At 64.0% G+C, this 13533-nt stretch carries 12 protein-coding genes and 2 pseudogenes; 4 read left to right on the top strand and 10 right to left on the bottom strand.

Annotated features, from left to right (window positions below; all coding sequences use genetic code 11):
- Window positions 1–114 precede the first annotated feature (114 nt).
- Window positions 115–429 (top strand): YMGG-like glycine zipper-containing protein, encoded by a 315-nt coding sequence (locus AC0L2C_RS02765; RefSeq protein ID WP_027154393.1) that lies wholly within the window; start codon window positions 115–117, stop codon window positions 427–429.
- Between the two features lie 195 nt (window positions 430–624).
- Here AC0L2C_RS02765 and AC0L2C_RS02770 read toward each other — a convergent pair whose 3' ends face one another.
- Both AC0L2C_RS02770 and AC0L2C_RS02775 read right to left on the bottom strand, forming a co-directional pair.
- Window positions 625–1068: a transposase gene (locus AC0L2C_RS02770; protein WP_473522639.1), complete on the bottom strand. Its 444-nt coding sequence runs from the start codon at window positions 1066–1068 to the stop codon at window positions 625–627.
- Complete coding sequence (locus AC0L2C_RS02775) at window positions 1020–1634, bottom strand: transposase (protein WP_473522640.1); 615 nt, start codon at window positions 1632–1634, stop codon at window positions 1020–1022. The genes AC0L2C_RS02770 and AC0L2C_RS02775 overlap by 49 nt, the downstream gene beginning before the upstream one ends.
- A 308-nt stretch (window positions 1635–1942) precedes the next feature.
- Between AC0L2C_RS02775 and AC0L2C_RS02780 the strand changes: the two are divergent.
- Window positions 1943–3103, top strand: a pseudogene (locus AC0L2C_RS02780) (IS4 family transposase).
- 98 nt (window positions 3104–3201) lie between these two features.
- The gene (locus tag AC0L2C_RS02785) at window positions 3202–3567 is read left to right on the top strand and encodes an endonuclease domain-containing protein (protein WP_473522641.1); all 366 of its coding nucleotides are present in this window, start codon (window positions 3202–3204) and stop codon (window positions 3565–3567) included.
- 40 nt (window positions 3568–3607) lie between these two features.
- Here AC0L2C_RS02785 and AC0L2C_RS02790 read toward each other — a convergent pair whose 3' ends face one another.
- The 3 genes and pseudogenes from AC0L2C_RS02790 to AC0L2C_RS02800 all read right to left on the bottom strand — a co-directional run bounded on the left by AC0L2C_RS02790 (window position 3608) and on the right by AC0L2C_RS02800 (window position 5213).
- Window positions 3608–3916 carry a putative quinol monooxygenase gene (locus AC0L2C_RS02790; protein ID WP_473522785.1) on the bottom strand — a complete coding sequence of 103 codons (309 nt, stop codon included), beginning with the start codon at window positions 3914–3916 and terminating at the stop codon, window positions 3608–3610.
- A gap of 46 nt (window positions 3917–3962) precedes the next feature.
- Window positions 3963–4638 (bottom strand): annotated as a pseudogene (locus AC0L2C_RS02795) (SDR family NAD(P)-dependent oxidoreductase).
- A gap of 137 nt (window positions 4639–4775) precedes the next feature.
- A complete protein-coding gene (locus tag AC0L2C_RS02800; protein ID WP_473522642.1) occupies window positions 4776–5213 on the bottom strand; it encodes a DsrE family protein in 438 nt (145 codons plus the stop codon).
- A 111-nt stretch (window positions 5214–5324) separates the two neighbouring features.
- On the opposite strand from AC0L2C_RS02800, the gene AC0L2C_RS02805 reads away from it, so the two are divergent.
- Complete coding sequence (locus AC0L2C_RS02805; RefSeq protein ID WP_473522643.1) at window positions 5325–6434, top strand: hypothetical protein; 1110 nt, start codon at window positions 5325–5327, stop codon at window positions 6432–6434.
- 309 nt (window positions 6435–6743) lie between these two features.
- On the opposite strand, the gene AC0L2C_RS02810 is transcribed toward AC0L2C_RS02805, so the two are convergent.
- The 5 genes from AC0L2C_RS02810 to AC0L2C_RS02830 all read right to left on the bottom strand — a co-directional run bounded on the left by AC0L2C_RS02810 (window position 6744) and on the right by AC0L2C_RS02830 (window position 13436).
- Window positions 6744–7673, bottom strand: coding sequence for a cation diffusion facilitator family transporter (locus AC0L2C_RS02810; RefSeq protein ID WP_473522644.1), 930 nt, complete (start codon window positions 7671–7673; stop codon window positions 6744–6746).
- A gap of 232 nt (window positions 7674–7905) precedes the next feature.
- The gene (locus tag AC0L2C_RS02815) at window positions 7906–10095 is read right to left on the bottom strand and encodes an anthranilate synthase (RefSeq protein ID WP_473522645.1); all 2190 of its coding nucleotides are present in this window, start codon (window positions 10093–10095) and stop codon (window positions 7906–7908) included.
- Between the two features lie 327 nt (window positions 10096–10422).
- Window positions 10423–11478, bottom strand: coding sequence for a M14 family metallopeptidase (locus AC0L2C_RS02820; protein ID WP_473522646.1), 1056 nt, complete (start codon window positions 11476–11478; stop codon window positions 10423–10425).
- A 123-nt stretch (window positions 11479–11601) separates the two neighbouring features.
- A complete protein-coding gene (locus tag AC0L2C_RS02825) occupies window positions 11602–12978 on the bottom strand; it encodes an FAD-containing oxidoreductase (protein WP_473522647.1) in 1377 nt (458 codons plus the stop codon).
- Complete coding sequence (locus AC0L2C_RS02830; RefSeq protein ID WP_473522648.1) at window positions 12975–13436, bottom strand: DUF4126 domain-containing protein; 462 nt, start codon at window positions 13434–13436, stop codon at window positions 12975–12977. The genes AC0L2C_RS02825 and AC0L2C_RS02830 overlap by 4 nt, the downstream gene beginning before the upstream one ends.
- Window positions 13437–13533: the final 97 nt, after the last annotated feature.

The raw sequence follows: 13533 nt of genomic DNA on the forward strand, positions 1-13533 counted from the left end.
CGCATTTCGTGACAAGCGGTTGCCGCGGTTCCGCCGCAATGCAACCGCACTTGGCAAACACTTGGCAAAACCAGCCAGTGTATTAGTTCATAGGCTTCAACGGAGTATCAGACGATGACCATGTACAAAGCCATTGCCGCCCTGCTTGTGACTGCCGCACTGGCAGGATGTGCACAGACCGAAGGGCAGCAAAGAGCCACCACGGGGGCCCTGGTCGGCGGCGCCGGCGGCGCTCTCGTCGGTCAGGCCCTGGGCCGCGACACCAAGAGCACGGTTATCGGCGCAGCCAGCGGCGCCCTGCTGGGAGCGGTCGTCGGCAGCGCGACGACGCCACAGCGGCGCGGCGAACAGCTTTGCCGCTATCAGGACCGCTACGGCCGCATCTACACCGCCCGCTGCGACGACCGCTACTACCGCGGCGATTATTGAGACACGTAGCCCCGGCGCTGGTCTTCCCTTCTCCCCTTGTGAGGGCTTTGCACGGGGGCCGAAGTTTGACGCAGATGGCGCATGGGGCGTTTTTTGAACCGCAATCAAGCCACATTCGCCCGGTTGCAGGGCATTTTTGCCGCCTCGGGGGCCCAATTGGCCCCCCTCGGCGGATTTTGGGCAGACTCCGCCCCCTCATGCCGGCTTCCTCACCGGGAAGAGAACGGCGGTCGCCCGTTGCAGATTGTAGCTGCAGCCGGCAAGCACGCACTGCGTCCGGTTGGTCGCCAGGTTGAAGAAGCGCAGCCGCCGCATGCCGTAGCGCTGCTTGAACACCGCAAACGGCCGCTCCACCGCCGCCCGCACCTTGGAGATCAGGCGGTTGCGCTGCTTCTGGCGCGGCGTCAGCGGATGGTGCTTGTTGGGCCGATGCATCAACCGGTCCTTGATGCCGGCCTGCTTAAGCCGGGCATGCCGGGCATGGGTGTAATAGGCCTGGTCGCCATAGGCCGCCTCCTCGTCGCCGCAGATCAACGTGTCGGCCGGCTCGGTGTCGGTGATCGAAGCATCGGTGAAGTGCATCCGCCGGATCAGCGTGTGAGCCTCGTCGACGCCGTTGTGCACCTTATAGCCGAACACCGTCTTTTTGCCTTGCGTCCCCAACGCGCATCGGGGTCGGCCGATGGCCTCGCCGACGTCTCCTCACCCTTCTTCGGCTTCACCGGTGGGCGGGCGGCGGCCCGCATGAACGATGCATCAATCAGCGTGCCGCGCTTGAGGATCAGGCCCTTCTGCTCAAACTGCCGGGTGATCTCTTCGAACACCCGATCAATCAGCCCGTCGCGCTTCAGCTCTTCGCGGAAGCGCCACAGCGTCGAATGGTCCGGCGTGCGGTCCGACAGGCTGAAGCCGGCAAAGCGGCGGAACGACAGCCGGTCGCGCAGTTGCATCTCAAGGGCGGGGTCGCTGAGATTGTTCCACACGCCCAAAAACAGACAGCGCAGCAATGTCTCGGCTGGATAGCTGGTGTTGCCCTTGCCCGGCCCGCTGCGCTGACCAAGAAGTGCCCGGATCGGCATCCAGTCGATGACAGTCGCAATCTGGTCGAGCTGCGTCGTATCCGACCACGCCAGCCCGTCCGCCAGACTCAGTTGACCAAGAACACGATCGACCATCCGAATCATCTCCCTCTCTTCCTTGCCCACGGAATCACCAATCCGATTCTGTGCAAAGCCCTCCTTGTGGGAGAAGGTGGCCGCCCACGGGTCTTGCCTCCGGCAAGCCCGAAGACAGGCTCCGCGGCCGGATGAGGGGTGTTCCAGGGAACACCAACGCCTGCCCCTTTCTTGCGTTGGCAATCGGCGAAGTCAGCGGCGACGGCCAATCTCCTCCCAAGTGGCAGGGCTGTCCGGGGAAAGTTTTGAGTGAATCGAAATGCCACATGTGCATGCCCCGTAAAAAGGGGTTTGACCGTCTTCTCTCTGGTTGTCGAGACTCAGAAAAGGAACGGGGCATGCGCTTTGCACCTAGCATCTTCGGGCAGCTTCTTGAACGCATCGGTCGGCGTCAATTCCAAGCAATTGTGGATCGCCACCACGGGATGCTTACACAAATCGTTCAGAAGCTGGGATCATCTGGTGGCGCTGATCTATGCCCAGTCCTGCGGCAGCAGCGGCTTGCGTGGCCTGGAAGCCGGCTGGAACGCCAACAGCCAACATCATTATCACCTGGGCAGCGGTCCCTTGATGCGTTCGACCTTGTCGGATGCCAACAGACGGCGTCCGGTCGCCGTCTTTGCCGAGGCGTTCGGTCTGGTGGCGAACCTGCTCGTCAGGCAAACGCGGCGCGAGGGCGAAGCCATGCTGCGGCTGATCGACTCGACCCCATTCCGCTCGGCAAACTGTGCGATTGGGCCAAGTCGAACGGGCGCATCCGCGGCATGAAGGTGCATGTTGTCTATGACCCGAAGACCGACTGTCCGCGCATCCTCGACATCACCGACGCCAACGTCAACGACGCCTAGGTCGGTCGCCAGATCACGATCGAAGCTGGAGCGACCTACGTGTTCGACAAGGGCTACTGCCATTATGGCCGGTGGACAGCGATCGCCGAACCCGGATCGATCTTCGTGACGCGGCCCAAATCCAACATGGGGCTGGCGCTGGTGCGCGATCGCCCTATAGCCGAGCCGCAGGGCGACGGCTTCCTGGTTGTGGAAGACAGTGAGGTAAGCCAGGTCAGCAAGGGTCCTTGCAAGCTGCCGATGCGCCTGCGTCGCCTGCGCGTTCAGCGCCAAGCGGGCGACACTATCACGCTTTTGACCAACGATCTGGAGCGCTCCGCCGTCGAGATTGGACGGCTCTACAAAGGCCGCTGGCAAATCGAGCTTCTGTTCCGATGGATCAAGCAGCACCTCAAGATCCGCAAGTTCCTCGGCAACAACGGCAATGCAATCCGCCTGCAACTCTTGGCCGCAATGATCGCCTTTGCGCTGCTGCGCATTGTCGCGCGCGCCCGCCGCGTCCCTATTTCTATCTTGAGGTTCACAGAACTGGTCGCTCAATACTTGTTCGGGCGGTTGAAAATGCACACCATCACCAAGCCGCCACCGGTCAATCCAAGCCGACCGAGAGACCGAGCCTCTCCCAATCAGATGGCCTTCATATATGAATAACTTTCCCCGGACAGCCCTGCCCAAGTGGGGGAGATGTCCGGCAGGACAGAGGGGGGCGCCGTAGAGCACCAACCTCAATTGCGACCGAGCATTGACCAATGCCTCACACGCCATTGCCTCCGCGAAATCGCGCAAATGCCAAGTCGATGCGCAAAGCCATGACCGACGCCGAACTGAAGCTTTGGAACGAGCTTCGCACGCATCGCCTGATGGGGCTTGGCTTCCGCCGACAATTTCCGATCGCCGGTTACATTGTCGACTTCGCTTGCCCGCACAAGAAGCTCGTCGTCGAAGTCGATGGTTCGCAGCATGCCGACGCCAATACAGGCGATGAGGCAAGAACAAAGCGTCTTGAACAGGACGGCTGGACCCTCCTGCGCTTCTTGAATGACGACGTCATTCGCGACATCGACAATATCTGCCAGCATATTGTGGTCGAGGCAGGGCTCGCCGGTACGACTTGACACGCCGGCGAGACAGCGCCCAGGGCGCTGTCCCCCCAGCCTATCCCGCCTTGGCCTCCGGCAACCCAAACCCACCAACAGGATGCGTTTCCACCTGGAACTCGAACCCGGCGATGATCGGCCGCGCCCTGGCAATCGCCGCCTGGACTTGCGGCAATTGCAGCGAAGCCTTGTGGCTTGCCTGGTCGGTCCATACCTCGGTCACCCAGATCGCGTCGGCATCGGCCGGATCGGTGGCGATGATATAGCTCAGGCAGCCCGGCATGGCGCCAGTGCTGGCCAGCAGGACGTCCATCATTGCGTCGCGCTGGCCGCGCGTCGCCCGCATCTTGCCGATCAGACCATACAGTGCCGGTTTCTCCGTTGCTTGCTGCGACAAGTATGCAGGCCGCCGCTCACGGCATCAACTGGCCACCATTCACCTCGTGGCCGGTGATGTAACCGCTCAACAGGGCGGTGGAGAGGAACGGCGCCGACGCAGTCCTGCGGCGTGCCGGCGCGGCTCTGCGGAATGGTGGCAACCATGGCCTGCTCCTCGGTCGAATAGCGCTCATGGAAAGGGGTCGCGATGGTGCCCGGCGCCACCGCGTTGACGCGAGCCGATCAGTTCCTTGGCCATGCCGCGGGTCACATTGGAGACGAGCCGAGCCACAAGGGCCGGCGCCGCCGCCGGCGCCATTGCGTGCCGCGATCGACGAGGTGTTGACGATGAAGCCGCCCTGGCGCTTCAGCCATGGCATCGCCTGGCGTGATGCGGTCAGCACGGAGCGGGCGTTGAGGTCCGCGTCGTAATGCGCCTCGGTCTGTTCGGCATAAAGGCACGCGGCCGAGGCGGCATTGTTGACCAGCCCATCGAGCCGGCCGAAATGCTGCGCGCTGTCCTCGACGACGCGCTCGACATCGGCAGCGATCGAGAAATCGCCTTGGACCGGGAATACCTCGCCACCGCCGTTGCGGATGGTTTTGGCCAGGTTTTCGCCGACTTGAATTGTAATGCAGCGCGACGCGGCATCTCTGCGCGGCGTAGGCCAGTGCAAGTGCCGCCCCGATGCCGGTCGCGGTGACCAGCACCGCCTTGCCGGCGAGGTCGCCAAAGTGGGAGTGACAAGGGCGGAAGTGACACGGGTGGTTGTGGTGGCTGGCATTCCTCCGGGACTCTCCTGCTCTTCGTAGGGCCTCGCCGCCCTCATGTTCAAGTCCGTAGAGGTTCAGGGCCGCAAATAGGCGTAGCCCTGGCGCTGCAATTCGGCGAGCTTGACGACGCCGCCGGTCTCGGCGGCATGGAAGCCGTCGAGCAGATCGGTGAGCGCAACGTCCATGCCCTGCATGGTATTGGCACAAGCATGCGGGGCCAGCCCGTCGCGGACCAGGCCGGAAAAACGGCTGGAAACGGCAGCCGACGCGCTCTTCGACTTGAACGCGGCGAGTGCCGGTCCGTGCACGACCAGCACGATGTCGACCTTGCCGCCGGTGCCCTCATAGTGGTTCTTGATATTGCCCAAAACGAAGCCGACCTTGTCGAGGTCGCTGAGGTGATAGGCGACCTTCTGCCTTTCCTCTTGCACGGCCGCCGCCTTGACCTGGCGCTGCCCGAGAAGACCGGCGGCTCCGGCAAGGCCGACGCGGAAAATATCGCGGCGTCGCATTTTGTCGTTCTCCAGTATGTCCTCGCAAATTGCGTGGCTTCGGCCCCGATCCTAGCATAAATTGAAGTTGCGTCGTGGTCGGGCAAAGAGGGGTCGGGCGAGGAGGGGCACATGATATCGAAGACCATTGGGGGGAAGACCATTGGGGGGAAGACCATTGTGGGCGCCGGACTTGCTGTCGCCTTGCTGGCCGCTGTCGCCAGCACGGCCCTTGCCGACGATACGCCTCAGCTCACCGAACTCAGCCCGGACGGCAAGGATGCCTGTTTCGGGCGCATCTACGATGCCGCGCATCTCAAGGTGCACCCGAACCAGAAGGTGGGACGGATTTTCTTCTACTATGGCAGCGATCCGGTCAGCCCTCCGAACGAGGAGCCGAGCAGCGCTCCGTCCGGCTACAACGGTTTTTTGGCGACGACGGTGCGCGGCGCCAACAAGCCTGAATGGGTCGGCGGTTGGTGCGGCAAGGGTGATCCGCGGTCGGGCGAGATCCATTGCGGCATGGAATGCGACCGCACCATGGCCCTGGTGAACGTCGACGAAAAAGGCCGGCTGATCGTCTCCGGCGTGCATCGCAACCTTTATCTCGATGCCGGCGCCGAGGATGAACTTGGCGAAAAGGAGTTCGCCAGGCAGGCACTCGGCACGGAAGACGACGGCTTCCGGCTCGACCGCATGCCGGGTGAGACCTGCAAGGCCGAATTCGCGCGCATCGCTCCGGTCGATCCGGCGCTGGGAGCACCGCTGCGCGAGCGGCTGAAATCGGACCAGCCGTTCTGCTACGGGCGCGACTACGATGCCGCGCATCTCGGCTCGCATCCCGATCAGCTTACCCACACCATCCGGGTTTTCCGGGGCCCGATCGAACTGGCCGCCTTCGCCAAGGACGGCGAGACGGCAAGCTGGCCTGATGGCGCCGAGATAGTCGTTTCCGTCACCACGCGCCAGAATTCCGCCAGGGTCACGCAGAGCTACAGTTGTGACGGCGAAGCGGACCAGTGGCGCTGTGTGGCGAGCGCAAGGACGAGCGACTTTTCCTGCGACATCGCGGCCAGGGAGATTTATCTGCGCCGCGGCGCCAACGGCACGTTGATGCTGGCCAACCCCAACAGCAGCCTGCCGATCGTCGACCTGTGCTCGAAGGCGGCCGACGGCGAGACCGCATCCGACGACAAGGTCTATCGGCTGGAGCCGATGCCGCAGGCTGCCTGCGCGCTTTGATCGGATCCTCGGATCAGAATGGCGGCGGCAGCGATCCTTCTCGCCCCCCTCTGTCCTGCCGTCTTTGCCCCCACTTGGCATCTCCCCCACGAGGGGGGAGATTGGCGGCTTCAGCGTCCCGCCCACTCTTGCACCATCAGAGATTGGCGAAAGCCGGGAAGACGGCCGATCTCCCCCCAAGTGGGGGAGATGACATATTTTGGCAAAGGGAGGGCAGGACAGAGGGGGGCGCTGTCCCGCCGGCATAGAGGTTCTGCACCGGCTCGACGTTTTTGATGTCATGGCAGGGAAGCCGGCGTCTCTCAGGCCTCACGCGAACGGCACGGCCGTCGTGCCCCTGGGCAGTTTTGCCTCGTCATCGGGCTCGACATGGATGGTGACGCGCACCGAGCGGTTTTCCGCCTTCAGCGCATCCTCGATGCGGTCGCAGATGACGTGGCTGGCGCCCACCGACATGTCGGCGTCGACGACCAGGTGGAACTCGATGAAGGTGGCGCGGCCGGCAATCCGCGTCTTCAGATCGTGGACTTCCAGCGCGCCTTTGCAATTGGCCGAGATGATGTCGCGGATGCGCATGTGCTCCTGCGTGTCGACGGCGCGGTCCATCAGACCGTTCATCGACGAGCCGATGACGTGCCAGCCCTGCCACAGGATGTTCAGCGCAACGATGACGGCAAGAGCGGGATCAAGGACTTGCCAGCCGGTCAGCACGGCGCCGACCACACCCATGAACACGCCGACCGAGGTCGCCACGTCGGTCATGATGTGCCTGCCGTCGGCGACCAGTGCCGGTGATTTTTCGGCACGGCCGGCACGGATCAGCGTCATGGCCCAGAAGGCGTTGATCACCGTCGCGACGCCGTTGATGGCGAGGCCGGTCCAGGGCTGTTCGAGCGGGACAGGGTGCCGCAAGGACCACCACACTTCGTTGAGGATCAGCAGGGCTGCCAGCACGATCAGCACGCCTTCCAAAACAGCCGAGAAATACTCGGCCTTGTGGTGGCCGAACGGATGATCCTGGTCGGCCGGCTTGTGGCTGACCTGGATCGCCCAATAGGCGGCGGCAGAGGCAATGACGTTGACGATCGATTCCAGCGCGTCCGAATACAGCGCCACGGAGCCGGTGACGTACCAGGCCGCCAGCTTCAGGCCGAGCACGACGAAGGCGAGGATGATCGACCAGAAGGCGAGGCTGGCGACCTTGCGCTTGGCGGTCGCCTTGATTTCGGCTGTTGTCATTGAGGAAGCCGCGTTCTTCGGCGCCCCCCTCTGTCCTGCCGGACATCTCCCCCACAAGGGGGGAGATCGGCTGTCATGGATGACGTCGTGCGAGATATTCGGGCTAGATCTGCAATGCTTGAGATTGGCGAAAGCCGAAATGAGAGACAATCTCCCCCCAAGTGGGGGAGATGTCCGGCAGGACAGAGGGGGGCGACGTAGGGCGCAAACCTCAACACGGAAACTCCTCGCCCTAAGCCGCCTTTTCCTTGGCCTTGCGCGGCAGATGCGCAACGATGTTCTCGATGATGCGCATGCCGGCATTGTGGCCGAGCGTCATGATCGATTCCGGGTGGAACTGCACTGCGGCGATCGGCTCCTTGCTGTGCTCGAAGGCCATGATGACGCCTTCTTCCGTCTCGGCCGTGACGACGAAGCCGTCGGGCAGCCGCACCGGATCGGCGAAGATCGAGTGATAGCGGCCGACCGTCACCTCTTTGGGCAGGCCGGAAAAGATAATACCCGGCTTCGACACGCGGATGCGCGACGGTTTGCCATGCATCGGCACGTGCAACTGCCGCAGCTCTCCGCCATAGGCCTCGGCCAGCGCCTGCAGGCCGAGGCAGACGCCGAAGATCGGCAGGTCGCGCGCGCGGGCCCGCTTGATGGTGGCGGCGCAGTCAAAATCCTTCGGCGTGCCGGGACCGGGCGACAGCACGACCAGGTTGGGTTTCAGCCGGTCGAAGACCTCGTCCGGCACAGGCGTGCGCACGGTCGAGACATTGGCGCCGGTCTGGCGGAAATAATTGGCCAGCGTGTGGACGAAGGAGTCCTCGTGGTCGACCAGCAGGATGTTGACGCCGTCGCCGACGCGCGCGGTGGCGCGTTCGGTGTCGGCGGCATTGCCTAATTTGGCGTCGCGGATGGCGGAGATCATGGCGGATGCCTTCAGTTCGGTTTCGGCTTCTTCTTCCTCGGGAATGCTGTCGAAGAGCAGCGTGGCGCCGGCGCGCACCTCGGCGATGCCGTCCTTGATGCGGATGGTGCGAAGCGTCATGCCGGTGTTCATGTCACCGTTGAAATTGACCATGCCGATCGCCCCGCCATACCAGGCGCGCGGGCTCTTCTCGTTCTGCTCGATGAAGCGCATCGCCCATAATTTCGGCGCGCCGGTGACGGTGACCGCCCAGGCATGCGACAAGAACGCGTCGAAGGCGTCCATGCCTTCGCGCAGCCGCCCCTCGATATGGTCGACGGTGTGGATCAGCCGCGAATACATCTCGATCTGGCGGCGGCCGATGACACGCACCGAGCCCGGGTCGCAGACCCTCGACTTGTCGTTGCGGTCGACGTCCGAGCACATGGTCAGCTCGGATTCGTCCTTCTTCGAATTGAGCAGCTTCAGGATCTGCTCGCTATCGGAAATGGCGTCGCCGCCGCGCTTGATCGTGCCGGAGATCGGGCAGGTCTCGACACGGCGGCCGTTGACGCGCACGAACATCTCGGGCGAGGCGCCGACCAAATATTCGCCTTCGCCGAGATTGATGAAGAAGGAATAGGGCGAGGGGTTGATGGCCTTCAGCTTGCGGGAGATATCGGAGGGCGGTGTCTCGCAGCGCTCGTAGAACATCTGGCCGGGCACCACCTCGAACAGGTCGCCGCGCTTGAAACTCTGCATCGCCTTGCGCACCAGGTTGGCATATTCGCCGGGCTCATGGTCGCCGCGCGGCGGGATGCGGTCGGCGGTCCTGAACGGCTCGACGATTTCGTCGCGCGGCAATCCCTGTGTCGAAAACCCATCGCTGGAATAGTCGTAGCGGTCGGTCCAGGCCTTGGTCGAATAGTGGTCGACGACCAGAATCTCGTCGGGCAGGAACAGCACGAGGTCGCGCTGGCTTTGCTGGCGCTCGAGCTTGTAGTCGACCGGATCGAACTGGAAGGCGAGATCGTACCCGAAGGCGCCATAAAGACCGAGATTGGCGTCTTCCTCTGTCTTGAACAGAGCGGTGATGGCGCGCAGCACGGTGAAGACGGAGGGAACGCGGCTGCGTTCTTCTTCAGTGAAAACACGGCCGGGCCTGGCCACGTCGAGGCAGATCAGTCTTTTCGACGTCTCGGCGATCGTCACCTCGTCAAGGCCGCCGAGCGCCTTGCCGACCACCGGCAGAAGCATCTCGCCACGGCTGTTCAACGCCTCGATGCGCATGGCGCGGCCACGCGCCGAGATCACAAGCGGCGGGTCGATGATGGCGGTGTCCCAGCGCGTATAGCGGCCGGGATATTCGTAATTCGACGAAAACACGGCGCCACGGCGCGCATTCAGCCCGTCGACATAGGCGTCGATCGCGCCTTCGTAAGGCCGGTCATGGCGCTCGCGGGTAATCGTCACGCCACCCGCCGTGACGAAGCGCTCCGCCCCGTTCTCCAGAATTTTCGTCGTCATTGCCGTCTCCATCAGCGTCTTGGCTATTTCAGCATCTTGGATATTTCAGCGTCTTGGGGGCAACGGACCCGGGGCATGGCTTTGAAAAACAAATGGCCGCCCGGACATTCCGTTGCGGCCACCTTCCATTTTTAACGCGCACGCGTTCGAACAGGCCGCTGTCAGCGAGCCCACCACCAGACGGTCTTGATTGAGCGCATGTTCATGGCGATTCCAATAGCGGCGATTGAACGGCCGCGCAACTGGATTCAATGGACGGATTCAATGAGGGGCCTGGAGAAGGGGAAGGGGTGGAGAAGGGGAGGGCATGGAGAAGGGCATGAGCCCTCAATCCTCCAGCGTTCCCGACCGTGCATCGGCGCTTTTGCTGTCGCCGACCAGCTTCAGCAGATCTTCGCCGGCGCGGATGATGCGTCGGGAACGCCGTGTCAGGATGATGCCCGCCTGCGGCGCGAACAGCTGGGTGCGGCCGCCGGCTTCACCCGGCGCATGAACGATGGTGGCGAGCAGTGCGCCTTTTGCCACACGGTCGCCGGGCTTCACGTTATAGAGGACCGCGCCGGCCCGAGGCGCCGGCATCATGTCGATGTTTTCGAGCGGCGCAACGATTCCGGTGAAGCTGCCGGGCGTGGACAGGGCCTGATCCAGGATCACGCCGCGCGCCACCAGCAGCCGATAGAGCCCATCGGCATCGGCGCCGGCCAGAGCGCCGTCGACATCGAGTATGCCGCGATACTCGACCGTGGTGGCGACGCGCCGGTCGAACCGCGCCACCTCGGCAGGGAGGTTCAGATACGGCGCGATCGAGGCGCCTTCGAAGGTGCCGTCGGTATCTTCATCCCACAGGATCACCGCATCGACGCCCATGGCCGCCGCACAATCCGCCATCGCCGGCCACAGGCTGGTGTGGACATAGAGGTAGGCGAGGCCCTCGTCGTCGCAGTGCAGGTCGAGCACGATGTCGTGGCCGATCGACAGCTGCAGCAGCCGGCTCTTCAGCCGCTGATCGGCAGTGCCAAGCGTGGTGTCGGGCAACAATTTTACGTCAGGCGCGGCCAGCAGCGGAAAGCCGCGGTTGAAGTTGGTGCGCGTGCCCAGGTGAAAACGGCCCTGGTGCTCGCCGAAATGATACTGGGCGCGGCCGATCGGATTGGCTTGCGGCACGACGGTGATATCGCCCTTGATGCGGCGTTCGGCTTCGGCCTTTTCAAGCATCGGCATCAGCGCGTCGATGGCGACGACGCCCGGCAGTTCGCCGGCATGCAGTGCGGCCTGCAGATAGGCCGAGGATGCCGCCTCGTCCGTTCCCTCGAAGCGGAAGACCGGGAATTCGTAGCAAACGCCTTCGCTGTCGCCGGCAATGCGCTCGATCGATTTCTGCATGATGATCCTCCAGGAAAACTCATGCCCTTTCGTCGATACGCTGTCGATTGGTCCAGCTTTTCACGCTATGGGCGCAAGGGGCCTACCCGGCCGGGCGCGGTGGACATACTGGTCCTGCCCGGCCTATGCCAGCGGCTTCAACTCCTGGGCGATGGTGGGCAGAAGTTCCGAGACGTTGGGGTGGATGTGCATGGCGCGCGCCAGCGTGCTGATCGGCGCCTTGGCGTACATCAGATCGAGCACGCAGTGTATCGCCTCGTCGCCGCCGGGGCCGAGCACCGAACAGCCGAGGATTTCCTTGGTGTCGGCATCGGCCAGGATCTTCATGAAACCTTGCGTCTCGCCTTTCTCGACGGCACGGCCGACGCGGGTCATCGGCCGCTGGCCGACCAGCGCGCGGCGGCCGGACTTTCTGACCGCTGCCTCGGTCATGCCGCAGCGGCCGAGCGGCGGGTCGGTATAGAGCGCATAGGCCTCGATGCGGTCGCTCACCCTGCGCGGGTCGTTGTCGAGCAGATTGGCGGCGACAATCTCGTAGTCATTGTAGGAGGTGTGGGTGAAGGCGCCCTTGCCGTTGCAGTCGCCCATCGCCCAGATGCCGGGCACGCTGGTGCGCAGCTGGTCGTCGACGACAATGAAGCCGCGTTTGTCGACCTCGACGCCGGCCTTGTCGAGGCCGAGATCGTCGGTGTTGGGGGTCCGGCCTACTGCCAGAAGCACATGCGAGCCGACAGCCGGCGCCTTGCCGGCGGTGAAAGTCACGGCAATGTCGCTGCCCTGCCTGGCGAAGCCGATGTCGCCGGCGCCGAGATGAACCGCGATGCCTTCGTTCTCGAGGATGGACAGGATGGCGGCCGAGACATCCTCGTCCTCGCGGCCGATCAGCCGCGGGCTCTTTTCGATCACCGTGACCTGTGAACCGAAACGGCGGAACATCTGCGCGAATTCGAGCGAGACGTAGCTGCCGCCGACGACGACGAGATGGCGCGGCAGCACGTCGAGATCCATCATCGACGAGTTGGTCAGGAACGGAATGTCGTCGACGCCTGGCAGATCAGGCACCGAGGCGCGGCCGCCGGTGTTGATGAATATTTTGCCGGCGCTCAGCAGCTCGTCGCCGACGCGCACCGTGTCGGCCGTCTCGAAGCGCGCATGGCCGCGAAAAAGCGTGCATCCGTCCATGCCGGCAATCCAGCTTTCGAGGTTGCCGCGCGCGTCGTCCGACACCTTGTCCTTGCGGGCCTTGATCGCCTTGTAGTCGACGCCGACCGGACCGGAGAGCGTCACGCCGTAGTCGGCGGCGCGGCGGGCGAGATGCGCGGCATAGGCGCTGGCCACCATGGCCTTGGTCGGCATGCAGCCGGTGTTGACGCAGGTGCCGCCGACCAGCTTTCGCTCGATCAGCGCCACGCTCATGCCGGCCGCCGTCAGCCGGCCGGCGAGCGGCGGGCCGGCCTGTCCGGCGCCGATGATGATGGCGTCGAATGGCTTTGCCGTCATGCCACGGCCGCCACGATCAACAGGCCGCCGACGATCGCCACCGCGTCCTCGATGAAGGCGGCGGGCTTGTCTTTGCCGAAAGCCACGGCCAGGCGTTTGCGCAGCTCGGCACCGCCCAGCGTGCCGATAACCGCGCCGATGGCGCCGGCGATCAGGCCGCCGACGGTGGCGCCGCCGGTCGCGCCGATCACCGCGCCGGTGAAGGCGCCGACAGCGATGCGCGCGCCGAACTGCTGCGGCACCTTGCGGCTCGGCGTTGACGGCAACTGGTCGGTGACCAGCTCGGCAATGGCCAGGATGGTGAAGATGCCGACGGTGAACCAGTGGCCCATGAAGCTGGCCCAGGTTCCGGCGACCGGCAGCCAGCCGAGCCAGGCGCCCCAGGCGACGGCGGCGGGCGCGGTCATGGCGCGAAGGCCGGCCACGACGCCGATGAGAAGTGCAAGAATGTACAGCATGATTGACCCCTCGATCACACGGCCTGGGGACAGCCCAGCCGGGGCAGGCTAGCATAGGTTCGGCATTTGACCAGAGGCCTGCGATCTCTGGCATTCG

Source organism: Mesorhizobium sp. WSM4845, from assembly GCF_055811455.1.